Here is a 22,027-nt window from a genome sequence, read left to right on the forward strand (position 1 = left end):
ATCGCCTCAGTCCGTGCACCCTGGCCTTGCCGCCCCCACCTCGTCGCTTCGCGACGCCCCTCCCCGGTCGGGGAGGGAGAGGCGGCTATGCGGTTTCAGGACGCCTGCAGCACCTTGCGCAGCTGCGGATGCAGTTCGCTGTTGCTCGCCAGGATCGACACACCCGTCTTCGGATCGCCGTCGTTCTCGATGGTCGTCACCTTGCCACCGGCCTCGGTGACGAACAGGATGCCCGCCGCCACGTCCCAGGGCTTCAGATTGCGCTCATAGAAGGCGTCATAGCGACCGGCCGCGACCCAGGCGAAGTCCAGCGCAGCCGAGCCCAGGCGGCGCATGCCGGCGACGCGCTGGCCCACGGCGTGGATGTCCTTGATGGCCTGGGCGTGGCCCGACTTGCCGATGAAGGGCAGGCCGGTGGCGACCAGGCTTTCCGACAGGTCGCGACGACCGGCGACGCGGATGCGGTGATCGTTCAGATAGCAGCCCTTGCCCTTTTCGGCCCAGAACAGCTCGTTCATGACGGGGTTGTAGGTCACGCCGGCGACGATCTCGGAAGAACCGTCCGGCGCGCGCCGCTCCAGCCCCACCGTGATGGCGAAGTGGGGCATGGCGTGCATGAAGTTGGTGGTGCCGTCGATCGGATCGACGATCCAGGTGTGGGACTTGTCGGTCCCCTCCATCATGCCGCGCTCCTCGCCCAGGAAGCCGTAGCCGGGGCGGGCCTTCATCAGCAGTTCGTAGAGGGTGTCCTCGGCCTTCAGGTCGGCGGCCGTGACGAAGTCGCCGGGGCCCTTGCGCGAGACCTGCAACTGCGAGACCTCGCCGAAGTCGCGGAGCATGGGGCGGGCGGTCTTGCGCACCGCGTCGAGCATGACTTGGAGCAGGGCGGAAGCGAGGGCCATCGGCGGATCTCCTGGTCCGCATGTCCTGAAAAGGCGCTGACTGGCCCGGAGATGCGGAGAAGTTCAAGAAAGGGACGGCCTCGAATGAGGCCGGTCGTCGGTATCAGTCCGCGCGGCGGACGTATTCGCCGGTCGCGGTGTCCACGACGATGCGCTCTCCGGCCGACATATAGGGCGGGATCATGATGCGCACGCCGTTCGACGCCATGGCGGGCTTGTAGGAGGAGGAAGCGGTTTGGCCCTTCACGGTCGGCTCGGTCTCGGCGACTTCCAGCACGACCTGATCCGGCAGCGACAGGCCGATCGGACGCTCTTCGTGCATCTCGATGACGACCTTCATGCCTTCTTGCAGATAGGGAATGCGGTCCTCGCCGACCCAGTCCTTTTGTAGTTCGATCTGCTCGTAGGTGCCGTCGTCCATGAAGACCAGGCTGTCGCCGTTGTCGAACAGATAGGAGAAGTCCTTCTGCTCCAGCGTGACGCGCTCGACCTTGTCTTCCGACCGGAAGCGCTCGTTCAGCTTGTTGCCGGTTTCGAGGTTCTTGGCCTCGACGTTGGCGAAGGCGCCGCCCTTGCCTGGCTTTACGTGGCTGGCCTTGGTGACGACCCACAGGCCGCCATTGTGCTGCAGGACCATGCCGGGCTTGATGGTGTTGCCGTTGATCTTCATGGGGTCACATCGGAAATGGAGTTGCGCTCACGCGCCCGGATGGGGCGTGGCGAATAGGGCGCGATCCCTAGAGTAAGCCCTTGCAAAGGGCAAGGCGGGCCTAATGCAGGGTGCGCTCTCGCGACGCCTCGTCCGCCTTGCGATGCAGGAAGTTGCCGAGCCGCACGCCTGATCCAGTCGGAGAGGCCATCTTGCCTGCGCCCTCGTTCAGCTTGCGGGCCTCGTGCGCAAAGGCCGCAGCCAGACCGGCTGACGACATGGCGGCGATAACCTGACGCGCCATCGACGACGGGCGCAGGCCAAGCCAGACGGCGTTGACCGTCTGGGCCGCGACCCAGAGGCCCATGGCCGTGGTGCGCTCGCGCTGCGGCGGGGCGTTCCACACCCTCACGGCAGACAGGGTGGTGGCCGAAAACACGGCGGGCAGGATCAGGCTGAACGCCCCCCGAGGCTTTTCGGTGATCGGCAGATCCTTATTGCGGACCTGTTTCAGATTGCGCTTCGGCTTCATGGCTCCCGAGGCGATGCCGTGAGCCAAAAGGGCGAAACCGACGGTCAGGGCGATGCCGGCGAGGACATGTCCAGCGCTGCGGCCTTCGCTGTTCAGCAAATCCTTGGCGGCGTCGCGCACGTCGTCGATCGCTTCGTCGATATCGGTCATGGTCCGCTCCAGCTTGGCCCTAACAGGCTAATGACCAGAGCGGACCAGAGTTCCGTCAGAGGTCTGAGCTTAGTTGCCGGTCGCGGCGCTATCGGTGACGATCTCTTTCATGGCCGACTGCAGATAGTTCTGCGCGCCCATCAGTTCGATCAGCTTGTGCTGGTTTTCCAAGAAGTCGATGTGCTCCTCGGTGTCAGCAAGGATCTTCATCAGCAGATCGCGGCTGACGTAGTCGCGGGTCTCCTCGCACTGGGTCACGGCGGCGGCGGTCGTGGCGCGGCTGTCCAGTTCCAGTTGCAGATCGGCGCCCAGGCATTCGATCGGATCCTCGCCGACCTTCAGCTTGTGCAGATCCTGAAGATTGGGCAGGCCGTCGAGGAAGAGGATGCGTTTGATCAGCATGTCGGCGTGCTTCATCTCGCCGATCGATTCTACGTAGATCACGTTGCCGAGGTGCGACAGGCCCCAGCTTTCGAACATGCGCGCATGCAGGAAGTACTGGTTCACGGCCGTCAGTTCGTTGGTGAGCACTGCGTTCAGCGTGCGCAGGATTGCGGGGTCGCCCTTCATGGCCATGGTCCTTGGTCTCGCCACGGCGCATTCGCCGTCTGTCGAGCGAGGCAATACCACAGTAAAACGCGCGTTGTTTATTTGCGAGTTTTTATCACTGCATTGATAGTGCGAGTGATTTTCGGCCGCGAGCGCAGCTGAGGACTATTCGGCTGCGAGTGCGAACGCTTCGCGGCTGTCCTGAATCATCTGGCGCATTTCGCAGACGCATTTGGCGCACTGGGCCTGGCACTGATTGCGCGCGAAAATGTCGCGTGGACGGCAGGCCCCGGCCTCGATGGCCTGGGCGACATCACGCTGGCGAAGACCGTTACAGTTGCAGACGTACACGAGGCGCTACACGTTCCATCGACTGAGAATGGTTCGCTATAGCATGGGTTAAGGCGATTGCAAGTCGTTCGCATGGCTCGAACGTTGACGGATCGTCGCGGTGGGAGGCAAGGACGCGCATGGCCAGAACACCCACCGTCCCCGCCCGCCCGCCCTGCCGGCTATATCTGATCACGCCGCCCGCGATCGCGGACCTGAACGCCTTCGCCGAGACGCTGGATCAGGCCTTGGCTGCCGGCGATGTGGCGGCCCTGCAGATCCGGCTGAAGCCTGCGGACGACGCCACGATCCGCGCGGCGGTCGCGGCGCTGGCGCCCGTCGCGCGTCGTCACGACGTGGCCGTGCTGCTGAACGACCGGCCCGACCTGGCGCGCGACACAGGGTGTGACGGCGTCCATATCGGTCAAGAGGATGGCTCGCTGGCCGAGGCCCGCCGCATTCTGGGGCCGGACGCCATGATCGGCGTCACCTGCCACGACGACCGCGACCTGGCCTGGGACGCAGCCGAGGGTGGGGCGGACTACGTCGCCTTCGGCGCCTTCTATCCCACGGACACGAAAGAGACCGTTCATCGTCCGGGGCTGGAGATTTTGACGGTCTGGCAGGAAACGGTCGAGACCCCCTGCGTCGCCATCGGCGGCGTCACCGTCGACAATGCCGCCGACCTGGCCCGAGCGGGTGCAGACTTCGTCGCCGTCAGCAACGGCGTCTGGGGTTACAGCGAAGGTGCAGCTGAGGCGGTTAAGTTGTTCAATCAAAGATTGAATTTCTGACTTCAGGGGATATTAGGAACCCTGTGGTTTTTTACCCCGCCTCTATTTGGTCGGGACGGTTCCATGATCCTGAGCCGCGCGCTCAACAGTAACGACCCATCGGTGTCGTCATCGACGACGTCGCCAGAGGTTGTCCAACAACCGGGTGATCTGACCGACAGCGTTCATCCGTTTCAGCCTCTGGCTCCTGTACTGACGGGTGTAGCCGTCGCGATCCTCGTCGCCCTGGCCATCGCCTATGGCCGGTCGGCAGGACTGGTCGCGGGGCTATGGGGCGCCAGCGGCGTCGCGGTGGCCGTATGGTTGCGGACCAGCCGTGGTCGCCGCAGCGACATGACGTTTGCGGGGGGCCTGACAGTCAGCATCCTGATCGGAGAGATCATCGCCGGCAACAAGCCGGCTTTGGCGCTGGCCTTCACCATCGTCAACATGATCGAGATCGTGGCTGCGGTCCTGTTGGCGCGGCGGTTCTCGCCGACGTTGAACCTGTCCAGCCTTAACGGCGCCGTCAACTTCCTGTTCTTCGCCGCCGTCCTGGCGCCGATCCCGGCGGCCCTGGCCAGTTTGGTCATCCTGAATCAGATGGGACAGGGGGAGATCTGGCAGGGATTCCAGACCTGGTGGTTCGGTCATGCTCTCGGCATTGCCGTCCTCGGCTCCATGGGACTTTCGCTGACGCGCACCACGGTCAAGAAACTTCTTCGACCGTCGAAGATGATCGAGGCCGCCATTTTGTTGGGGCTTGTTCCCCTTTTCTACTATGTCGCCTTTGCGGGAAACATTCCCATGGGGTTCGTGCTGCTGCCCTTATTGCTCGCGATCGCCGTGAGGTTGGGTGTGGCGGGCATAGCCTTCACCCTCGTCGTCGTCAGCTTCTTGCTGGTGGGCGGGGCGATGATCGGTCATGGCCCGTACAACCAAGGAACGCTCTCCGAACAGGTTATGATGGCCCAGATGCTGGTCCTGATCGGCTACATGCCGGTTCTGCTGGTGGCGTCTCTGCTGGAAGAACGCGATCTATTGGCCGACCGCGCGCGACTGGGGCGAGAGCGCGCGGAAAAGGCGTCCGAAGCCAAGTCTCGCCTGCTCGCGAATGTCGCGCATGAAATCAAGAGCCCCGTCGCCGGCATCATCGGCATTGGCGATCTGTGGCGTCAGGGTCATCTGGGACCGATCACGGCTCAACAGACCGAAATGTCGGAGATGCTGGTCACCACGGCCCGTCAGGTCGAGACCTTGGCTCACGACCTGCTGGACGTCGCCCGCGCCGAATCCGGGGCGGTCAGGGTGGATCTGCGCCCGACAGACATTCCTGGTCTGTTGGAGGATGTGCGTCGCATCTGCTTGTTGCGACCGGACGCTGAAAAGATCGCCATGGAGGTCGTGTGTGAAGGCGATGGTTTGATTGCTGTCGCGGATTCCCAGCGCTTTGCTCAGGTGGTGACCAACCTGACAGTCAACGCCTTGAAATACGGCGGCTCTGGCGGTCGGGTCATCCTGCGGGCACGGCGCGAAGACGACAGCGTGCGTGTCGAGGTCAGCGACTTCGGGCCCGGCCTGTCCGTTCAGAAACAGGCGCAGTTGTTCGAGCCCTTCAACCGCCTGGGCCTGGAACGTTCGACGGTCGAGGGGCACGGCGTAGGCCTGGCCCTGGCCAAGCGGCTGGTCGAGTTGCAGGGGGGATCGATCGGCGTGATTTCTGCGCCAGGCGAGGGCGCCACCTTCTGGATCTTGTTGCCCAAGGCATAGGTCGCGCTTGCGGTCGAAGCCTCGCCGCGCGATTGTCCGATCATGTCCATGATTGCCCTCGCCGCCGCTCTCGTGATTTCAGGACAGGCGACGACGCCGCCTGCACAACGGCCTGCATCCGATCTGACGCGCGACCTGAACAGCGCTCCGCCATCGGCTGCTGCGCCTGCATCATCCACAACCCGTCCGACATCGACGCAGGCCCCGGCCCGCGCGACCACGCAAACCTTGCCTCCGATTGGTCAAAGTCCAGCCGCGACGCCTCGCCCGGCGCCGACGACATCCCCCGCCCAAACGCCAGGCCAGACGCCCAGCAGAGCGACCACGCAAGCTCTGCCTCCGATTGGTCAAAGCCCGGCTGCGACGCCGCGTTCGTCCCCGACGACATCGTCCCAACGACCGGATCAGACACCCGACCGAGCGACTACGCCTCCCGCTACGGCACCGCGTCCAGCGCCGACCACCAGTGCGCCTCAGGCCACAACGCCTGCACCCGCTACGGCGACGCCACCGTCCGCAGCGCCTGCGCCGACCGCGCTTAACGCCGCAGCCATCGCGGCCCTGCCATTCAGGATTGAACTGCCGGCGGGTCTGACCATCACGCCCGCGCGGGCGGGAGCAGACGCCAACATCTACCGTGTCCAGCGCGGCGATCAGACCTTGCTGATGATCTACGCCGGGCCGTCGTCGCAGTTTCCGATCTATGACGGCGAGATGGTGCGCGCCGGCGGCCGCGCCTCGGTGGTGGTGACGGAGGTCGGACGGCGCCTGGCGATGGAGCATCTGTTCCAAAGACCGACCGCCCCCAAGGAAATCCACGTCTGGATCACCAGCGTCACCGGCGCCGACCGTGATCTGGCCGAACGGATCGGCCAGTCCATCGACGTCCGCTAAGCCGTCAGCCCTCGGACCAGACCGCCATTTCGGTTCCTGCGGGATCGGCGAAGTGGAACCGGCGACCGCCGGGGAAGGCGTAGATCGGCTTCAGGATTTGGCCGCCGGCCGCCTCGACCTTGGCCAGCAGGGCCTCCAGGTCATGGGCGTACAGAACGGGCAGGGGCGTCTTGGTGCGTTCGGTCTGATCGGCGTCGAAGCCACCGTCCAGCCCCTGATCGAAGGCTGCATAGGTCGGGCCGTAGTCCACGAAGGTCCAGCCGAACGCCTGGCTGTAGAATTCCTTGGTCGCGGGCAGGTCTGCGGCGGGCAGTTCGAGATAGTCCAGCTTTCCGTCTTCACGCACGGTTGATCTCCTCAGTTCGACGCCACCGACCGATCCCTCTTGCACGACGCCCGAACATGCGCAAACCTGCAAACGGTTCGCAGTTGCAGGAGTCGGCGATGATCGTGATGACGACGGGATTGTCGGGCCTCGTCGCCCTGATGCGGCAGGAGGAGCGCGCGGTCGAACCGCCGCCCAGACCGCAAGCCGGTCACCCGCAAAGCCTTCAATCCATTATTTCGGTGCGCAGACCGAGGCGATAAGCCGTCAGCCGACCTGGGCGCGATGCCTCAGGAAAGCGTCGGCCAGGACGCAGGCGGCCATGGCTTCCACCACCGGCACGGCCCGCAGGGCGACGCAGGGGTCATGGCGACCCTTGGTGCGCAGGTCCGTTTCCTCGCCGTCGCGCGTAACCGTCTGGCGCAGGGTCAGGATCGAGGAGGTGGGCTTGAACGCCACGCGCGCCGTCACCGGTTGCCCCGTCGAAATCCCGCCCAGCACCCCGCCCGCCTTGTTCGACAGGAAGACCGGCTGGTTGTTCAGGTCCAGCCGCATCTCGTCGGCGTTCTCTTCGCCCGTCAGTTCGGCGGCCTCGAAGCCCGCGCCGATCTCGACCCCCTTGGCGGCGTTGATCGACATCAGGGCCGACGCCAGTTCGGAATCCAGCTTGCCATAGATTGGCGCGCCCCATCCGGCCGGAACGCCTGTGACCTCCAGAGCGACCACGGCGCCGACCGACGACCCAGCCTTGCGAATACCGTCCAGATAGGCTTCCCACGCAGGCACGACCTCGGCCGAGGCGGCGAACAGCGGATTGTCGGATACGGCGTCGAAATCGACCTGATCGGGTGCGATCCGGTGGGGCCCGATCTGCACCACGCCTGCACGAATCCTGACGCCTTCGCCCAGCACCTTGCGGGCCACGGCGCCGGCCGCGACGCGACTGGCGGTCTCGCGCGCCGAGGACCGTCCGCCGCCCCGGTGGTCGCGCACGCCGTATTTGGCCTGATAGGCGTAGTCGGCGTGCCCCGGCCGATAGGCGCGGGCGATCTCGCCATAGTCCTTGGATCGCTGGTCCTCGTTCTCGATCATGATCGAGATGGGCGTGCCGGTGGTGACCGGGCCGTCACCGTCATCGAAGACGCCCGACAGGATGCGCGCCGTGTCGCTTTCCTTGCGCTGGGTCACGAAGCGGCTGCCGCCAGGTTTGCGCTGATCCAGCCACGGCTGGATGTCCGCCTCGGTCAGCGGGATCATCGGCGGGCATCCGTCCACGACGCAGCCGATGGCCGGCCCGTGGCTCTCGCCCCAGGTGGTCACGCGAAACAGATGGCCGAAGGTATTGTGCGACATGCGGTGACTTATGCCGCCAGACGCTCCTGCGTCCAGACCCGCGTGAACCGCAACAGCAGGTCTTCCGCCGCCGAAGGCGCGTCCGACGACGGCGTCAGGGTCACGAACAGATGCCCCGCCTCGAGCGATCCGCGCGCCGGCAGACCCAGGCCTTTCAAGCGAACCCGCACCGGCGCGGCCATGTCCGCCGTGATCCAGGCCGAGCGCGTGCCCGCATGGGTCTCGATCTCGACCCGCCCGCCGTCAGTCATAAGGCGCTGTTCCGTGGGCCAGGTCATGAAGATGTCGTCGCCGACGACCGACAAGCCGTCCTCGGGTCGGATCAGAACCGACAGATACAGGTCGCCGCCGTCCGCCGCGCCGCACCGTAGCCGCAGATGATCGCCGCTCCGCAGGCCAGCCGGCGCCGTGACCCGCACCACCCGCGCGCCCAGCCGCAGTTCGACACGCGCGCCGGCGATGGCCTGCATCGGGCTGAGCACCAGAGCCGGCGCAGGCGCGGGACGCAGCTGGGGCGCAGACAGGGCCGGCCGGGCGGGCTGATGCGCCTGGATCAGGCGATAGGCGGCGATCACGCGCCGGAACCGCTCGGCGTCGCCTCCGGTCTGGTCGGGGCGCGCTGCCTTCACCGCCGCGCGGAAGGCGGTCTTCAGCGCAGCGGCGTCGACATCGCCGCTGAGGCCCAGCGTCGACAGGGCCTCGCGGACGCCGGAAACATCGGAGGGGTGACCATGCGCGCTCATCCCGTCACCGTTCGCCCATCAGGGTCAATGGGCGGTTAACCGTGCTGCGCAAACGGCCGTTTTGACCTCGATCATTTCCAGAACGGCTCACAGGGATTAGATCACTGACATGACCGCATCCGTGATCCCCCCCAGCCCGTCGCGTGAGGAATACGCCCGCGACTATGCCGCCGCCCTGGCCGCCAATGGCGACGAGACCATCTTCGCGCGCGCCGAACCCATCGGGTTGTTCGTCGAGTGGCTGGCCGACGCACGGGCGCATGAGCCGAACGATCCCAACGCCATGACCCTGTCCACCGTCGATGCGGATGGCCTGCCGGATGCTCGGGTCGTGCTGTTGAAAGACGTCGATGCGCGCGGCTTCACCTTCTATTCCAACAGCGAGAGCGCCAAGGGCGTGGAACTGGCGGCCTGCGCCGCCGCCGCCCTGACCTTCCACTGGAAATCGCTGCGTCGTCAGGTGCGGGTGCGTGGCGCGGTCGAGCCGGTGTCGGCGGCAGAGGCCGACGCCTATTTCGCCAGCCGCGCCCGCGAAAGCCGGATCGGCGCCTGGGCCTCGGACCAGTCTCGGCCCCTTTCGGATCGCACGGTGCTGGAAGAAGCCGTCGGTCGTGAAACCGCGCGGTTCGACGGGCAGGACGTGCCCCGTCCCACGCACTGGACAGGCTGGCGGGTCGCGCCGCAATCGGTCGAATTCTGGCGCGATCGGCCGTTCCGCCTGCACGACCGGCTGCGGTTCGAGCGCGACGGCGAGGCCTGGCGGTCGGGACGTCTTTGGCCTTGATCCGCGATCAGTCGCGGAACAGCAGAGATCCGTCGCCGTAGGAATAGAAGCGATAGCCGTCCGCGATCGCGTGGGCGTAGGCCGCCTTCATCGTCGCGCTGCCCGCAAAGGCGCTGACCAGCATGAACAGCGTCGACTTCGGCAGGTGGAAGTTGGTCATCAGCACATCGACCGCCCGGAACCGATAGCCGGGCGTGATGAAGATGGCCGTGTCGCCGTGGAAGGGCTTGATCTCGCCGTCCTCGGCCGTGGCGCTTTCCAACAGTCGCAAAGACGTGGTGCCGACGCAGACGATGCGGCCGCCGTTTGCATGGACGGCGTTCAGGGCGGCGGCGATCTCAGGTGAAACCTCGCCCCATTCGCTGTGCATCTTGTGATCCGCCAGATCGTCGGCCTTGACCGGCAGGAAGGTGCCGGCGCCGACGTGCAGGGTCACGGCGTGGGTCGAGACGCCCTTGGCGCGGATGGCGTCGAGCAGGGCCGGGGTAAAATGCAGGCCCGCCGTGGGGGCGGCGACCGACCCGTCATGCTCGGCGAAGACCGTCTGATAGTCCGCACGGTCGCGGTCGTCCTCGGGCCGTTTGGCGGCGATATAGGGCGGCAGGGGCATGACCCCCACGTCGCGGATGGCGTCATCCAGCGCCGGGCCGGACAGGTCGAATGTCAGGGTGATCAGACCGTCGTCGCCCTTGGAAACGACAGTCGCTTCCAGCGTCCTTCTCCCCTCGGGGGAGAAGGTGGGCCCGGAGGGCTCGGATGAGGGGGCTGTGTCCACGATCTCTGCGGTTGAGGTTGAGTCCGCGTCGGGCAACCCCCTCATCCGTCTCGCTTCGCGATCCACCTTCTCCCCCGAGGGGAGAAGGGATGAGAAGGCGATCCGGTCGCCCGGCTTGATGCGCTTGCCCGGCTTCATGAAGGCGGACCAGACGTCGGGCGCGTCGCGGTGATGCAGCGTCGCCTCGACCTCGACCGTCAGGGTTTCGCCTTCCGAACCGACGCGCTGCCGCACCCCCGACAGACGGGCGGGGATGACACGTGTGTCGTTGAACACCAGGGCGTCGCCGGGGCGCAGGAAGTCGGGCAGGTCCCGGATGACCCGATCCTCCAAGGCGCCGCCCTTCACGACCAGCAGGCGGGCGGAATCGCGCGGATCGGCCGGACGCAGCGCAATCCGGTCTTCAGGCAGGTCGAAATCGAAATCGGCGGTCTTCATCAGACGGCGCAAAGACCGCAGGCCTCTGATGCGGTCAAGTGTAACCCGGCGCGAACGCCCCCGCCCAGGCGCCGTAGCGGTTCAGGGACAGGTCGTGCGTGTCGATCTCGGGCGACCGGCCGTCGATCATGTCGGCGAGGACGCGGGCCGAGCCGCACGACATGGTCCAGCCCAAGGTGCCGTGGCCGGTGTTCAGATAGAGGCCTGGGATCTTGGTCGCGCCGATGACGGGCGTACCGTCTGGCGTCATCGGACGCAGGCCGGACCAGTAGCTGGCGCCCGCCAGATCGCCGCCGCCGGGGAACAGGCTGCCGACGGAATGGGCCAGGGTTTCGCGGCGCAGGGCCGGCAGGGTGTTGTTGTAGCCCGACAGTTCCGCCATGCCGCCCACCCGGATGCGGTCGCCCAGGCGGGTGATCGCCACCTTGTAGCTTTCGTCCATGACTGTGGAGACCGGCGCGCGGTCGGCGTCCAGGATCCGGGCCGTGATCGAATAGCCCTTCACCGGATAAACCGGCAAATCCAGGCCCAGGGGCTTGGCCATCATCGGCGAATAGGAGCCCAGCGCCAGGACGACCAGATCGGCGGTCATCGCCCCCTTGCTGGTCAGGGCGCCGGTCGCGCGGCCGTTCGCTGTCTTGATGGCGTGGATTTCGGTCTCGTGATGGAAGACCACGCCCCGCTCCGCCGCCAGCTTCGCCAGGGCGTTGGTGAACAGGAAACAGTCGCCGGTCTCGTCATGCGGCAGTCGCAGCCCCCCGACGAAATCGACATCGGAGGCGGCCAGACCCGGCTCGGCGGCGATGCATCCGGCGCGGTCCAGAACCTCGCACGGGACGCCTGCGGCCTTCAGCACGTCCACATCTTTGTGCACGTCGGCCAGCTGTTTTTCGGTGCGGAACAGCTGAAGGGTGCCCTGCTGGCGGCCCTCATAGGCGATGCCGGTGTCGCGGCGCAGCAGGTCCAGCTGGTCGCGGCTGTATTCCGCCAGACGCACCATGCGGCTCTTGTTCAGCGCATAGCGGTCGTGGGTGCAGTTGCGCAGCATGGCCAGCGTCCAGCGCACCATGGCCATGTCCAGACGGGGGCGCACGATCAGCGGGGCGTGGCGCATCAGCAGCCACTTCATCGCCTTGACCGGGATCGACGGCGCGGCCCAGGGCGCGGAATAACCGGGGGAAATCTGGGCTGCGTTGGCGAAGCTGGTTTCCAGCGCCGGACCCGCCTGGCGATCCACCACCGTCACCTCATGCCCCGCTTGGCTGAGATACCAGGCGGTGGTGACGCCGATGACGCCGGAACCCAGAACCAGAACCTGCATGTGACGCTTCCGAACCGTGTTGATTGTCGGCGAAGTTACCCTCGCATCGTTCGATGATCCTGCCTGTTTGCGCAATGATCTGCGGCTGATAGATATGATACGCAATAATCTGCGGTCGAAAGGCGGAAACTTGTGGCCCTGCTTGATCCCACCGACCAGCGCATTCTTCAACGGCTTCGCGCTGATGGCCGCGTGAGCAATGCAGACCTGGCCATGGCGGTCGGTCTGTCGCCCTCGGCGTGCCTGCGCCGGGTGCGACGGCTTGAGGAACGCGGCGTGATCCGGGGGTATGCGGCCGTTCTGGCCAACGACGCCGACGACGGGGTGGTGGCCTACGTCGAGATCACGCTGGAGAAACAGACCGACGACCATATGCGCCGGTTCGAGGCGGCGGTGCGCAACCATCCCGAAATCCGCGACTGCTATCTGATGGCGGGCGAGGCGGACTATATCGTGCGGGCCGTGGCCCCCGACATCGCGGCCTATGAGGTGATCCACAAGGACGTGCTGTCGCGCCTGCCGGGCGTCTCACGCATCCACTCCAGCCTGGCGATCCGGAACGTTCTGGCGGCGCGCGGCTGAACCCTCGCCGTCTTGCAGTGTTCAGACGGGATGAAGATCACCGAACTCTTGCCCTCCGCTCTCATCGGCGCTGTCGCCAGCGCCCGCTCCATGACCCCGATGGCGGCCATTGCGGCGGCCGAGTTGGCGCACAAGCCGATGCCGGGCCGGGTCTTCCTGTTGAACCAGCCGCTGTTCAAGTTCGGCGCCCTGGCCATGGGTGTAGGCGAGCTGCTGGGCGACAAGATGAAGTCGGCGCCCGACCGCACGGTCTTTCTGGGCCTGCTGGCGCGGGTGATGAGCGCCGGGATCGCGGGATCGGCCCTGGCGCCGCGCGGCAAGGAAAAGCTGGGCGCCGGCGTCGCCGTCGCGACCGCCGTGCCGCTGGCCTATCTGACCCTGGCCGGTCGCAAGAAGGCCATGGCTCGCATCGGTCAGACGCGCAGCGGTCTGATCGAGGACGCCCTGATCGTCGGAGCGGGCGCTCTGGTCGTCGGCCTGACGGTCGCCCGGTTCAGCCGCCGCTAAGCGCTCGACAGGCGAGGGGCGGGCGGCGATAGATGCGACAGCATCTCCACAGGAACCCGCCATGATCACCCGCATCCAGCCCGGCGCCCGCATGAGCGAAGCCGTCATCCACGGCGACACCATCTATCTGGCCGGCCAGGTCGGAGAGCCGGGTGACGACGTCATCGGCCAGACGAAGACGGCCCTGGCAGAGGTCGAGGCCTTGCTGGCCGAGGCGGGCAGCGACAAGTCAAAAATCCTGATGGCCCAGATCTGGCTGGCCGATATCGGTGATTTCGACGCCATGAACAGCGTGTGGGACGCTTGGGTCGACACTGCCAATCCACCCGCCCGCGCCACAGGCGAGAGCCGGCTGGCGTCGCCCGAGTATCTGGTGGAAGTGATCGTCATTGCTGCAACTGGGGCCGCCAAGGGCTGATCGCTGCGGCTAATCGGTTGACCGGGCGATATGCAGACTGCAAACCGCCGACATGTTGCAGAACCTCGAAACCCTCGCCCGCGAGGCCAAGTCCTGGCCGTTTGAACAAGCCCGCAGTCTGCTGGCCCATGTGCTGAAGAAGCGCCTGACCGACGCCGAGCGGGACGCGGCGAAACTGTTGATCGACGCGGGCAAGGCGGACGAGGCGTTGACGACGTTCCCGGCGCTGCAACGGCCGGTGATCCTTGAGACAGGTTATGGCCCGTCGGGCCTGCCGCACATGGGCACTTTCGGCGAGGTTGCGCGCACGACCATGGTGCGCAACGCCTTCCGTGCCCTGACCGGCGACCATTGGCCGACGCGCCTGATCGCCTTCAGCGACGACATGGACGGGCTGCGCAAGGTGCCCGAGGGCATCCCGAACCCGGAAATGCTGCGGGAAGATTTGCACCTGTCGCTGACGCGTGTGCGCGACCCGTTCGGCACGCACGACAGTTTCGGGGCGCACAACAATGCGCGGCTTCAGGCCTTCCTGGATTCGTTCGGCTTCGACTATGAGTTCATGAGCTCGACCGAGACCTACAAGTCCGGCCGGTTCGACGCGACTCTGCTGACGCTGCTGGAGCGGTTCGACGCGGTCATGGCCATCATGCTGCCGACCCTGGGCGAGGAGCGGCGCGCCACCTATTCGCCCTTCCTTCCGGTCAGCCCCATCACCGGCCATGTGCTTCAGGTGCCGACCCTGGCGCGCGACGTCGAGAAGGGGACGATCACCTTCGAGGATCCGGCCGGCGAGCCCGGCAACCGCACCGAGGTTCCGGTCACCGGCGGCCATGTGAAGCTGCAATGGAAGCCCGACTGGGCCATGCGCTGGGTCGCGCTGGACGTCGATTACGAGATGTCGGGCAAGGACCTGATCGAGAGCGTGCGCGAGTCGTCGAAACTGTGCCGCGCCCTGGGCGGCACGCCGCCGGAAGGCTTCAACTACGAGCTCTTCCTCGACATCGAGGGCAAGAAGATCTCCAAGTCCAAGGGCAACGGCCTGACGATGGACGAATGGCTGCGCTACGGCACGCCCGAGAGCCTGAGCTGGTACATGTTCCAGTCTCCGAAGTCGGCCAAGAGCCTGCACTTCAACGTCATTCCCCGCGCCATCGACGACTACCTAGCCTTCATCGAAAGCTACAAGACGCAGGAGCCGGCCAAGCGGATCGACAACGCCGTCTGGTCAATCCATGCGGGCGATCCGCCGACCCACACCTCGCCAGTGTCGTTCGCCCTGCTGCTGAACCTGGTGGGGGTGGCCAACGCCTCGACCAAGGAGCAGCTGTGGGCCTATTTCGCCAAATACCTGCCCGAGGCGACGCCTGAGAATGAGCCGCTGCTGGACCGGCTGATGGGGTCGGCGCTGAACTATTACGAGGACTTCGTAAAGCCCTCGAAGTCATACCGCCTGCCGGACGACAAGGAGAAGGCGGCGCTGCTGGACCTGGCGGAAAGGCTGAAGGCCCTGCCGGCGGACACGACCGACGGCGAACTGATCCAGAGCGAAGTCTATGCGGTCGGCAAGGCGCACGCGTTCGAGCCGCTGCGGGCCTGGTTCGGGGCGCTGTACGAGGTGCTGCTGGGCGCCAGCCAGGGCCCGCGCTTCGGCTCGTTCGCGGCCATCTATGGCCTGCCGCAGACCATCGCACTGATCGAGGCGGGGGCGAACGGCGAACTAGCGTAACCTTGATTTTGGTCAAGATTCTTAACCCGGACGTTTTTGGATGGGCGCGTAGCCGGGGAGGCGACGTTGCGTTACGAAATCGACGAGGCTGCGCGGATACTGTGGCTGGACCTGATCTCTGCCGGGTCAGCCGACAAGGTGCTGACGGCGACGGTGAATCTGATCACCGAGCGGCCGGAGCTTTGTAGCTGGGATTGGATCGTTGAATGCGAGCCGATGCCAGATGATGCAACGATCCAGCATCTGGGCAAGCTCGCAGAGGCGTGGGGGCCGCCGCCAAGAGACGAGGCTGTGACGGTCTTCGTCACTCATGACAGTCTGCTTTATCTATGGGCGCGTGTGCTGGATTTTCAGTTCGTGCGTCGCAAGCATCTGATCGAGCAGGACGTCGAGGCGGCGCGACGGCTGGTCGAACGTCGGCGAAGGGCGCAAGCAACCAAGATGAACGGAAAATAACGGCGAAGCTCCGGGAGCCTTCAGGTTCGTCCAGGCATTCTCCCGTCATCGGCAAACGCGCTGACAGGAGAAGAGTTATGTCGAACAAGATTTTCAAGACCGGTCTGGCCACGGCTGCCGCTCTAGCCGCCATGGTGACGGCCGCCCCGATGGCCGCCCAGGCCCAAGCCAATGGCGTGACCAACTGCGACGCCCCCGGTGGTCGCCAGCGCGCAGGCGCCCTGATCGGCGCCGTCGTCGGCGGCGTGGTGGGTTCCAACCTGGCGCGTAACGAGCGCACGGCCGGCACCATCGTCGGCGCCGGCGCTGGCGCAGCGGCGGGTTCGTACATCGGCTGCAACCAGCAGCGCGCGCGTGCGGCGTCGGTGTCCAACGGCTCGCAATATCGCGCCTCGTCCAACCTGCGTATCCGCAGCGGTCCGGGCACCAACTATCGCCAGGCCGGCACCCTGTCGGCCGGCCAGCCCTTCACCGCCGTCGGTTCGCAGGGTGAATGGGTTCAGATCGCCGGCGGCGGCTGGGTGAACGCCCACTACGTCACGGCCAACTAGGTTTAGACCGAAGACCATCGAAAGCCCCGTCCGGTTCGCCGGGCGGGGCTTTTGCCTTGGTCGACTACTGGCTGACCCAAAGAATACGGGCCATCCACTCAATTTCGCGGCGAGGGACGACGCGGGGTGGATAGTCGGGATTGATGGAGGACAGGGTGACGGTGCGGCTGGTCAGGCTGGTCACCTCTTTGGCCAAGGTCTCGCCGGTCGTCAGGCGGGCGACGACACGGTCGCCGCGCCGCACGCGCGTCGCTTCCTGATCGACGATGACCCGGTCGCCCTCGCGGTAGAGCGGCGACATGGAATCGCCGGTGATTTTCAGGCTGAACAGGGTGTCCTTGGCGCGAGGGAGGTCGGTCTGATCCCAGCCCTCGCCGATCGGCAGACCCGCATCGTCGAAGAAGCCGTCCTGTCCCGCCTTGGCCAGCCCCAGCAACGGCACGCTCGCCGGACGTTCTAGCGCGTCGTCGGCAAGGATGGCGAAATCGGACAGAGATATGCCGGTCGTCTGAAGCACCAGGGTCATGCTCTCGGTCGATGGCCAGCGCGGACGCGGCGGATCGCCGGGGCCAAAGCGCTTGGACGGATTGAAGCTGGTGGCATCCAGACCGGCGCGGCGCGCGAGGCCCGACGGCGTCAGACCTTCACGCCGCGCAAGATTGTCGACGGCCTTCCACAGTTTGGCGTGCGATAGCGGCATGGAGTCCCGGCGACCGATTCGCCCACAGGATACGATGCGTGATTAGGAATTTCTACCTAGGTGCGCGGTGGCGGCCTTTCGGTTTTGCCATGCCCAAAACGTGCCCATGGTTAGGCAGCCGATAATCAGATAGCCGGTAAAATTCATGACGGTGTAGAGCGACGCCACCGACACAGGCTGCCCTGTCAGGATCATGATGTGAGACATCACAACGATCAGCTGAAGGCCGCTCGCCCAAACGGGCCAGGATCCACGAGATCGCCAGGCGATCGTGACGAAAGCGGCCAAAAGCGCCAAATCGATCACGAACATTCCCAAGGGAACGCCACGGAAGCCGCTATTCTCCTGCATGACGATCGTGGCAAACCAGGCGAACAGATAGGCTCCCGCGCCAAGCCGTTCCGGCTTTTCGCCTTTCAGAAAGGCGAAAAGCGCCATGCCAACCATGAAGACCGCGCCTACGACGGCGTAGATCATGTTCACCATGCGAAATCGCCCCCACGCAGAATGCGCAGGGGCGATAATGACCTAAGTCAGCCCAAACTGAAATCTCAGCAAGCTAAGCTTACCAAGAATTCACGCCACGCGGAGATGGCCCATCGGACGGGTCTGCTCTTGCGGATCCAGCCAATCATCAGGCTTGCCCACAGGACCGGCGGCATAAGTGCCGTAGCCGAGGCGGCGGTGATCTTTTTGGAGTTCGGCGTGGCAGGCCACGATGGACTCGCGCGCGGCCGACAGGGCGGCGATGGTTTCCATGGCCTTGGCCTGGGAAATCGTGCCGCTGACCGGCGAAAGCGAAAGCGCGGCGCGGGCGCCGATGAAGGATTGAACCAGCGTCGTCGCCTGGGTGATCGCGGCGTCAATCGCGAGTTCGGTAGCATGCAGATCGCCAGCAACGCTGGTGACGACTTCAGTGCGGTCCATGAAAGCCCCTCAGATAAGGTTACGTGAGGCTTATAGTTATCACGTCTTAACCATGCTTGGTAGAGGTATCTTCATAAGTGCGGCAATCGCGCGTTGAAGCGCCGCCATAAGGATGGCGTTGAAGTTCAGCATCCGTGGGGATCCAGGCCGAGTCGGCGCCAGGGCCAGCGGTGACTAGCCCTGGTTGTCCAAGAGGAAGTGTGCGGTCAGGGACGCGATTGGCTGTGCACGTTCTTCCTGCCAGGCCTCGGCCTGAACATGGGCGACGCGGCGGCCGGCGCGGCTGATGCGGGCGCGGGCGAAGACATCTATAGGTCGGCCAGTGCGCAGATAGGCGACCGTTACATTGATCGGGCGCGGCAGGCGAGAGCTGGGGAAGGTGATCGCAACCTGGGCCATGGCGGTCATTTCCAGCAGGGCGGCCGTCGATCCACCGTGCAGGGCGGGCAGCATGGGATTGCCGATCAGTTTGTCGGCGAACGGCATGATCACCGTGATCTCGTCGCCGCTGACCAGGGTCTGAAGGCCCAGGAAACGGGCATAGGGCATCCGGTCCAAGATGTCGGTCATGCGCCGGCTCCGGTCGAACGCTCACGGGTCTGGTTGAGGATATAGGCGGACTGGGCGGCAGCAACGGGATCTGAGGGATCGTCCTCGAACGCCCAGGCGCGCACGAAGGCGATGGTCGGCGTCAGGCGATAGCAGAGCCCCTGGGCCAGCAAATCCTGACGGGACCGCGCCGCGCGCATGTAATCGACCCGGAGGTCAAGGGTGGCGATGGGCTGGAAGGTATCGAGCGCCGTCCAGACCGCCAGACCGCCGATGTGATCGAGCAGGGTGGTGACCAGGCCGCCGGCTAAGACGCCGCTGTCGGGATCGCCCACCAGATCTTCACGCCACGGCACGCGAATGCGCGGCTCACCGTCGTGCAGTCCATCGAAGGCGAAACCCAGCGCGCCGGTGTGGGCGGCGCCGGCCGCCAGTTGCGGCAGGATGGTGGTCAGGAAGCTCTCTTGCATCGTGCGGGCTGAACCTTTTGAGCCGATTTTCCGATCATCTTGTATGAGGCGGCGACCTGACGGCGTCGAGAGCGTTACCGCAACATGATCCGCCCCGAAGACCTGCTGCACCCGACGCCTGCCGGCCTCTATTGTCCGCCTGGAGACTTCTATATCGACCCGGTTCGGCCGGTGGATCGGGCCGTCATCACCCACGGCCATGCGGATCATGCGCGCGCCGGACACCGTGCGGTTCTCGCCACGCGTCAGACGCTGGCGATCATGGCCGAGCGCTATGGCGCCGATTTCACCGGTCAGCCCCAGTCTGTCGAATATGGCGAGGCGACCGCGATCAACGGCGTGGACTTGCGGCTGGTCCCGGCCGGCCATGTCCTGGGGTCTGCCCAGGTCGAGGTGCGGTGGAAGGGACTGACCATGGTGGTCTCGGGCGACTACAAGCGTCGCCGCGACCCGACGTGTGCGCCTTTCGAGCCCGTGCCGTGCCACGTCTTCATCTCCGAGGCGACGTTCGGCCTGCCCGTCTTCAGCCATCCTCCGGCCGAGGAGGAGGTCGGGCGGCTGGTGCGGTCGCTGGGTCAGTTTCCCGAGCGTGCGCATCTTGTCGGGGCCTATGCGCTGGGCAAGGCGCAACGGATCATCCGCCTGTTGCGCGAGGCGGGCTGGGACCGCACCATCTATGTCCACGGCGCGATGGAGCGGCTGAACGTCCTGTACCAACGCGAAGGTATCGATCTGGGGCCGCTGGCGCCGACGCGCGACCTGCCCAAGAATGCGCTGGGCGGCGAGGTCGCCATCGCCCCGCCGTCCGCCATCCAGGACCGATGGGCCCGGCGGTTCGCCGATCCGGTCACGGCCTTCGCCTCGGGCTGGATGGGGGTGAAGGCGCGCGCACGCCAGCGGGGCGTGGAGTTGCCGCTGGTCGTGTCGGACCATGCCGACTGGAATGAGCTGACGGCGACCTTCAACGAACTTAAGCCCGAGGAAATCTGGATCACCCACGGCAGGGAAGAGGGTCTGCTTCGATGGGCCGAGATCAACGGCCAGAAGGCGAGGGCGCTGCGTCTGGTCGGTTACGACGAAGAGGACGAGGAGGCGCTGGACGTCCGTCCAGACTGAAGATTCATGCGGCGGACCGGTCGCCGTCTTCTTCAGAGAGCCGGTCGGCGTGGCCGGCCTCTTCCTGGGCCGCTGATAGGGCGGCGTTCATCGCCATACGCAAACGTTCAGGTTTGATCGGCTTTTCCACCACGGCGGCCATGCCTATGGAGAGGTAGTGTTTGGCGTCCTCGGGATCGGCGTTGGCGGTCAGGGCCACGATGGGCACGCGGCCGACGGCGCCGGGCAGGGCGCGGATCGCCTGGGTGGCCTGAACACCGTCCATGCGCGGCATCTTGATGTCCATCAGCACGAGGTCGTAGCGGCTTTCCTGAACGGCCTGAAGCGCCTCAAGGCCATCCTCGGCCAGCTCGGAGCTGCAGCCGAACATCTCGCAAAGGGCCTGGGCCACGACGCGGTTGGTAGCGTTGTCGTCCACAATCAGAATGTGGGGCGCCGACTTGAGGTCGAATCCCGACAGATCGGACACGTTGGATTGAGTTTCAGCCTCGACCACCGCGCGCGGGGCGGTCAGGTCGAAGGCGAAGGTGGCGCCGCGACCCTTATTGTTCTCGGCCCAAATCCGGCCGCCCATGCGGTCGATGACCTGGCGGCAGATCGACAGGCCCAGGCCCGCGCCATCGGGGCCGGAGCCGTGAACGAAGGGTTCGAAGATCGAGTCGACGCGGTCGGCCTCGACACCGGGGCCGTCGTCGCGGATGCGGGCCTCCATATGAATCTGGTCGCCCTCGACCCAGGCTTTCAGCCCCGCTTCGACCACGCCGTTGCGGGCGAACTTCAGTGCGTTGCCGATCAGGTTGTTGAACACCTGCTTCAGTCGCGTGCCATCGATAACGGCCGCCAGTTCGGTGTCGCCTTCATAACCGACCAACAGGGTGACGCCATCCTGAGACGCGCGCGGCTCCCACATCGACTGGATGTCGTCCATCACGGCGCGAAGGGCGGTGGGGGTATTGTTCAGCTCCAGTTCGCCCGCCTCGGCCTTGGACAGATCGACCGCGTCCTGAAGAATGCGCAGCAGGGTTTCGGACGAGTCCATGATCGTCTGGACGTGCGCCTGGGCCGCTGCGTTCAGCGGCTGACGTCGCAGCAGTTCGGCGACGGCCAGCACACCGTTCATCGGCGTGCGCAGCTCGTGGCTCATGATCGCCAGGAATTGGCTCTTGGCGCGGGCGGCGGCGATGGCCTGGGCGCGGGTGTCGCTGAGGATCGCGGCCTGTTCGGCCAGCTCTTCGTTTTGTTGGCGCTGACGCGTGTTTACAGCCTGCAACAGGGTCGCGGCCGTGCCTACGCCTAGATAGGCGCCGTTATGCGTGACGATGAAGCCGCGCAGCAAGGCGGCCGGGCCGCCCTTCAGCATGATGTCGCAGAAGGCGTCGATGCGAACGCCGGCCTCGACCACCGCCGGCTCAGAGTCCATGGCGTAAGTGATGGGGCGCAGGTCGTAGAGGGCGTGGCCGAAACGGGCGGCGATTTTTTGCAGGAAGGCGGTGCGTTCGACCAGTCCGACCGGTCGATTTCCATCGACCACGGGGATGACGAGCGTGTCGGGCTCGCGCTCGAAGCGCGCCAGCACCTCGCACCCGAGCGTCGTCGGAGCCACCGGCTGGGGACGCTCGGAAAGGGTTTCGATGGTCGGCATACTGCCTGGAACTCCTACTCGTTGGGACTAATGCCCAAAATCGCTTGCGGATTTGTTAAGCTGGCTCAGCTTGATGCATATCGCTGCAAACG

Annotated in this window: 28 protein-coding genes; 12 read left to right on the forward strand and 16 right to left on the reverse strand. The window is 65.5% G+C overall.

The annotated features are described in order from the left end of the window. Positions 1 to 95: 95 nt before the first annotated feature. The 5 genes from ACP7BH_RS00435 to ACP7BH_RS00455 all read right to left on the reverse strand — a co-directional run bounded on the left by ACP7BH_RS00435 (position 96) and on the right by ACP7BH_RS00455 (position 3,133). Positions 96 to 902, reverse strand: coding sequence for an inositol monophosphatase family protein (locus ACP7BH_RS00435; RefSeq protein ID WP_425984618.1), 807 nt, complete (start codon positions 900 to 902; stop codon positions 96 to 98). A gap of 103 nt (positions 903 to 1,005) precedes the next feature. Then, complete coding sequence (gene efp, locus ACP7BH_RS00440) at positions 1,006 to 1,572, reverse strand: elongation factor P (protein WP_409715796.1); 567 nt, start codon at positions 1,570 to 1,572, stop codon at positions 1,006 to 1,008. A 100-nt stretch (positions 1,573 to 1,672) separates the two neighbouring features. Continuing rightward, the gene (locus ACP7BH_RS00445; protein WP_425984616.1) at positions 1,673 to 2,233 is read right to left on the reverse strand and encodes a tryptophan-rich sensory protein; all 561 of its coding nucleotides are present in this window, start codon (positions 2,231 to 2,233) and stop codon (positions 1,673 to 1,675) included. Positions 2,234 to 2,302: 69 nt separating this feature from the next. Further along, a complete protein-coding gene (bfr, locus tag ACP7BH_RS00450) occupies positions 2,303 to 2,803 on the reverse strand; it encodes a bacterioferritin (RefSeq protein ID WP_425984614.1) in 501 nt (166 codons plus the stop codon). 144 nt (positions 2,804 to 2,947) lie between these two features. After that, complete coding sequence (locus ACP7BH_RS00455) at positions 2,948 to 3,133, reverse strand: (2Fe-2S)-binding protein (protein ID WP_135195182.1); 186 nt, start codon at positions 3,131 to 3,133, stop codon at positions 2,948 to 2,950. A gap of 119 nt (positions 3,134 to 3,252) precedes the next feature. Here ACP7BH_RS00455 and thiE point away from each other — a divergent pair, with 119 nt between their 5' ends. The 4 genes from thiE to ACP7BH_RS00475 all read left to right on the forward strand — a co-directional run bounded on the left by thiE (position 3,253) and on the right by ACP7BH_RS00475 (position 6,549). Continuing rightward, positions 3,253 to 3,906 carry a thiamine phosphate synthase gene (gene thiE / locus ACP7BH_RS00460; protein WP_425984612.1) on the forward strand — a complete coding sequence of 218 codons (654 nt, stop codon included), beginning with the start codon at positions 3,253 to 3,255 and terminating at the stop codon, positions 3,904 to 3,906. 63 nt (positions 3,907 to 3,969) lie between these two features. Continuing rightward, a complete protein-coding gene (locus ACP7BH_RS00465; protein WP_425984610.1) occupies positions 3,970 to 5,655 on the forward strand; it encodes an ATP-binding protein in 1,686 nt (561 codons plus the stop codon). A 32-nt stretch (positions 5,656 to 5,687) separates the two neighbouring features. Then, complete coding sequence (locus tag ACP7BH_RS00470; RefSeq protein ID WP_425984608.1) at positions 5,688 to 6,197, forward strand: hypothetical protein; 510 nt, start codon at positions 5,688 to 5,690, stop codon at positions 6,195 to 6,197. A 118-nt stretch (positions 6,198 to 6,315) separates the two neighbouring features. Then, a complete protein-coding gene (locus ACP7BH_RS00475) occupies positions 6,316 to 6,549 on the forward strand; it encodes a hypothetical protein (protein WP_425984606.1) in 234 nt (77 codons plus the stop codon). A 4-nt stretch (positions 6,550 to 6,553) separates the two neighbouring features. Here ACP7BH_RS00475 and ACP7BH_RS00480 read toward each other — a convergent pair whose 3' ends face one another. From ACP7BH_RS00480 to ACP7BH_RS00490, 3 genes are all read right to left on the reverse strand, one after another. Next, entirely contained in the window at positions 6,554 to 6,895 is a 342-nt protein-coding gene (locus tag ACP7BH_RS00480) for a VOC family protein (RefSeq protein WP_425984604.1), read from the reverse strand. Positions 6,896 to 7,141: 246 nt separating this feature from the next. Beyond that, complete coding sequence (aroC, locus tag ACP7BH_RS00485; protein ID WP_425984602.1) at positions 7,142 to 8,227, reverse strand: chorismate synthase; 1,086 nt, start codon at positions 8,225 to 8,227, stop codon at positions 7,142 to 7,144. Between the two features lie 8 nt (positions 8,228 to 8,235). Then, positions 8,236 to 8,970 carry a DnaJ C-terminal domain-containing protein gene (locus ACP7BH_RS00490; RefSeq protein ID WP_425984600.1) on the reverse strand — a complete coding sequence of 245 codons (735 nt, stop codon included), beginning with the start codon at positions 8,968 to 8,970 and terminating at the stop codon, positions 8,236 to 8,238. A 109-nt stretch (positions 8,971 to 9,079) separates the two neighbouring features. Here ACP7BH_RS00490 and pdxH point away from each other — a divergent pair, with 109 nt between their 5' ends. Then, positions 9,080 to 9,754 (forward strand): pyridoxamine 5'-phosphate oxidase, encoded by a 675-nt coding sequence (gene pdxH / locus ACP7BH_RS00495; RefSeq protein WP_425984598.1) that lies wholly within the window; start codon positions 9,080 to 9,082, stop codon positions 9,752 to 9,754. 7 nt (positions 9,755 to 9,761) lie between these two features. On the opposite strand, the gene queA is transcribed toward pdxH, so the two are convergent. Together queA and ACP7BH_RS00505 are read right to left on the reverse strand one after the other, a co-directional pair. Then, positions 9,762 to 10,967 carry a tRNA preQ1(34) S-adenosylmethionine ribosyltransferase-isomerase QueA gene (gene queA / locus ACP7BH_RS00500; RefSeq protein ID WP_425984596.1) on the reverse strand — a complete coding sequence of 402 codons (1,206 nt, stop codon included), beginning with the start codon at positions 10,965 to 10,967 and terminating at the stop codon, positions 9,762 to 9,764. Between the two features lie 34 nt (positions 10,968 to 11,001). Next, complete coding sequence (locus ACP7BH_RS00505) at positions 11,002 to 12,288, reverse strand: D-amino acid dehydrogenase (RefSeq protein WP_425984594.1); 1,287 nt, start codon at positions 12,286 to 12,288, stop codon at positions 11,002 to 11,004. Between the two features lie 132 nt (positions 12,289 to 12,420). Between ACP7BH_RS00505 and ACP7BH_RS00510 the strand changes: the two genes are divergently transcribed. The 6 genes from ACP7BH_RS00510 to ACP7BH_RS00535 all read left to right on the forward strand — a co-directional run bounded on the left by ACP7BH_RS00510 (position 12,421) and on the right by ACP7BH_RS00535 (position 16,531). Further along, positions 12,421 to 12,870, forward strand: a complete 450-nt coding sequence (locus ACP7BH_RS00510; RefSeq protein WP_425984592.1) for an Lrp/AsnC family transcriptional regulator — start codon at positions 12,421 to 12,423, stop codon at positions 12,868 to 12,870. Between the two features lie 30 nt (positions 12,871 to 12,900). After that, the gene (locus tag ACP7BH_RS00515; protein ID WP_425984590.1) at positions 12,901 to 13,377 is read left to right on the forward strand and encodes a hypothetical protein; all 477 of its coding nucleotides are present in this window, start codon (positions 12,901 to 12,903) and stop codon (positions 13,375 to 13,377) included. Positions 13,378 to 13,438: 61 nt separating this feature from the next. Further along, entirely contained in the window at positions 13,439 to 13,795 is a 357-nt protein-coding gene (locus tag ACP7BH_RS00520; RefSeq protein WP_425984589.1) for a RidA family protein, read from the forward strand. 52 nt (positions 13,796 to 13,847) lie between these two features. Further along, entirely contained in the window at positions 13,848 to 15,524 is a 1,677-nt protein-coding gene (locus ACP7BH_RS00525; RefSeq protein WP_425984587.1) for a lysine--tRNA ligase, read from the forward strand. Between the two features lie 66 nt (positions 15,525 to 15,590). Continuing rightward, positions 15,591 to 15,980 (forward strand): hypothetical protein, encoded by a 390-nt coding sequence (locus tag ACP7BH_RS00530; protein WP_425984585.1) that lies wholly within the window; start codon positions 15,591 to 15,593, stop codon positions 15,978 to 15,980. A 77-nt stretch (positions 15,981 to 16,057) separates the two neighbouring features. Continuing rightward, the gene (locus tag ACP7BH_RS00535; protein ID WP_346496507.1) at positions 16,058 to 16,531 is read left to right on the forward strand and encodes an SH3 domain-containing protein; all 474 of its coding nucleotides are present in this window, start codon (positions 16,058 to 16,060) and stop codon (positions 16,529 to 16,531) included. Positions 16,532 to 16,595: 64 nt separating this feature from the next. Here ACP7BH_RS00535 and ACP7BH_RS00540 read toward each other — a convergent pair whose 3' ends face one another. The 5 genes from ACP7BH_RS00540 to ACP7BH_RS00560 all read right to left on the reverse strand — a co-directional run bounded on the left by ACP7BH_RS00540 (position 16,596) and on the right by ACP7BH_RS00560 (position 19,177). Next, a complete protein-coding gene (locus tag ACP7BH_RS00540) occupies positions 16,596 to 17,231 on the reverse strand; it encodes a S24 family peptidase (protein ID WP_425984584.1) in 636 nt (211 codons plus the stop codon). A 42-nt stretch (positions 17,232 to 17,273) separates the two neighbouring features. Further along, entirely contained in the window at positions 17,274 to 17,717 is a 444-nt protein-coding gene (locus tag ACP7BH_RS00545) for a hypothetical protein (protein WP_425984582.1), read from the reverse strand. Positions 17,718 to 17,807: 90 nt separating this feature from the next. Beyond that, positions 17,808 to 18,158, reverse strand: coding sequence for a hypothetical protein (locus ACP7BH_RS00550; RefSeq protein ID WP_425984580.1), 351 nt, complete (start codon positions 18,156 to 18,158; stop codon positions 17,808 to 17,810). A gap of 174 nt (positions 18,159 to 18,332) precedes the next feature. Next, positions 18,333 to 18,728 (reverse strand): PaaI family thioesterase, encoded by a 396-nt coding sequence (locus tag ACP7BH_RS00555; protein WP_425984578.1) that lies wholly within the window; start codon positions 18,726 to 18,728, stop codon positions 18,333 to 18,335. After that, positions 18,725 to 19,177 carry a PaaI family thioesterase gene (locus ACP7BH_RS00560; RefSeq protein WP_425984576.1) on the reverse strand — a complete coding sequence of 151 codons (453 nt, stop codon included), beginning with the start codon at positions 19,175 to 19,177 and terminating at the stop codon, positions 18,725 to 18,727. The genes ACP7BH_RS00555 and ACP7BH_RS00560 overlap by 4 nt, the downstream gene beginning before the upstream one ends. Positions 19,178 to 19,261: 84 nt before the next feature. On the opposite strand from ACP7BH_RS00560, the gene ACP7BH_RS00565 reads away from it, so the two are divergent. Then, positions 19,262 to 20,293 (forward strand): ligase-associated DNA damage response exonuclease, encoded by a 1,032-nt coding sequence (locus ACP7BH_RS00565; protein ID WP_425984574.1) that lies wholly within the window; start codon positions 19,262 to 19,264, stop codon positions 20,291 to 20,293. Positions 20,294 to 20,297: 4 nt separating this feature from the next. Here the strand turns inward: ACP7BH_RS00565 and ACP7BH_RS00570 are convergent, their stop codons facing one another. Beyond that, positions 20,298 to 21,935 carry a response regulator gene (locus ACP7BH_RS00570; protein WP_425984572.1) on the reverse strand — a complete coding sequence of 546 codons (1,638 nt, stop codon included), beginning with the start codon at positions 21,933 to 21,935 and terminating at the stop codon, positions 20,298 to 20,300. Between the last annotated feature and the right edge of the window lie 92 nt (positions 21,936 to 22,027).

Origin of the sequence: Brevundimonas sp. TWP2-1, from assembly GCF_049897645.1 — a bacterium.
Taxonomy (GTDB): Bacteria; Pseudomonadota; Alphaproteobacteria; order Caulobacterales; family Caulobacteraceae; genus Brevundimonas.

What these genes read in the sequence shown, in the direction of transcription:
- ACP7BH_RS00570 (WP_425984572.1), bottom strand. Translation starts at nt 21,935, where the DNA reads ATGCCGACCATCGAAACCCTTTCCGAGCGTCCCCAGCCGGTGGCTCCG.
- ACP7BH_RS00555 (WP_425984578.1), bottom strand. Translation starts at nt 18,728, where the DNA reads ATGACCGACATCTTGGACCGGATGCCCTATGCCCGTTTCCTGGGCCTT.
- ACP7BH_RS00540 (WP_425984584.1), bottom strand. Translation starts at nt 17,231, where the DNA reads ATGCCGCTATCGCACGCCAAACTGTGGAAGGCCGTCGACAATCTTGCG.
- ACP7BH_RS00515 (WP_425984590.1), top strand. Translation starts at nt 12,901, where the DNA reads ATGAAGATCACCGAACTCTTGCCCTCCGCTCTCATCGGCGCTGTCGCC.
- ACP7BH_RS00465 (WP_425984610.1), top strand. Translation starts at nt 3,970, where the DNA reads ATGATCCTGAGCCGCGCGCTCAACAGTAACGACCCATCGGTGTCGTCA.
- thiE (WP_425984612.1), top strand. Translation starts at nt 3,253, where the DNA reads ATGGCCAGAACACCCACCGTCCCCGCCCGCCCGCCCTGCCGGCTATAT.
- ACP7BH_RS00550 (WP_425984580.1), bottom strand. Translation starts at nt 18,158, where the DNA reads ATGGACCGCACTGAAGTCGTCACCAGCGTTGCTGGCGATCTGCATGCT.
- queA (WP_425984596.1), bottom strand. Translation starts at nt 10,967, where the DNA reads ATGAAGACCGCCGATTTCGATTTCGACCTGCCTGAAGACCGGATTGCG.
- ACP7BH_RS00535 (WP_346496507.1), top strand. Translation starts at nt 16,058, where the DNA reads ATGTCGAACAAGATTTTCAAGACCGGTCTGGCCACGGCTGCCGCTCTA.
- ACP7BH_RS00490 (WP_425984600.1), bottom strand. Translation starts at nt 8,970, where the DNA reads ATGAGCGCGCATGGTCACCCCTCCGATGTTTCCGGCGTCCGCGAGGCC.
- efp (WP_409715796.1), bottom strand. Translation starts at nt 1,572, where the DNA reads ATGAAGATCAACGGCAACACCATCAAGCCCGGCATGGTCCTGCAGCAC.
- bfr (WP_425984614.1), bottom strand. Translation starts at nt 2,803, where the DNA reads ATGAAGGGCGACCCCGCAATCCTGCGCACGCTGAACGCAGTGCTCACC.
- pdxH (WP_425984598.1), top strand. Translation starts at nt 9,080, where the DNA reads ATGACCGCATCCGTGATCCCCCCCAGCCCGTCGCGTGAGGAATACGCC.
- ACP7BH_RS00435 (WP_425984618.1), bottom strand. Translation starts at nt 902, where the DNA reads ATGGCCCTCGCTTCCGCCCTGCTCCAAGTCATGCTCGACGCGGTGCGC.
- ACP7BH_RS00545 (WP_425984582.1), bottom strand. Translation starts at nt 17,717, where the DNA reads ATGGTGAACATGATCTACGCCGTCGTAGGCGCGGTCTTCATGGTTGGC.
- ACP7BH_RS00565 (WP_425984574.1), top strand. Translation starts at nt 19,262, where the DNA reads ATGATCCGCCCCGAAGACCTGCTGCACCCGACGCCTGCCGGCCTCTAT.
- ACP7BH_RS00445 (WP_425984616.1), bottom strand. Translation starts at nt 2,233, where the DNA reads ATGACCGATATCGACGAAGCGATCGACGACGTGCGCGACGCCGCCAAG.
- ACP7BH_RS00520 (WP_425984589.1), top strand. Translation starts at nt 13,439, where the DNA reads ATGATCACCCGCATCCAGCCCGGCGCCCGCATGAGCGAAGCCGTCATC.
- ACP7BH_RS00525 (WP_425984587.1), top strand. Translation starts at nt 13,848, where the DNA reads ATGTTGCAGAACCTCGAAACCCTCGCCCGCGAGGCCAAGTCCTGGCCG.
- aroC (WP_425984602.1), bottom strand. Translation starts at nt 8,227, where the DNA reads ATGTCGCACAATACCTTCGGCCATCTGTTTCGCGTGACCACCTGGGGC.
- ACP7BH_RS00505 (WP_425984594.1), bottom strand. Translation starts at nt 12,288, where the DNA reads ATGCAGGTTCTGGTTCTGGGTTCCGGCGTCATCGGCGTCACCACCGCC.
- ACP7BH_RS00560 (WP_425984576.1), bottom strand. Translation starts at nt 19,177, where the DNA reads ATGCAAGAGAGCTTCCTGACCACCATCCTGCCGCAACTGGCGGCCGGC.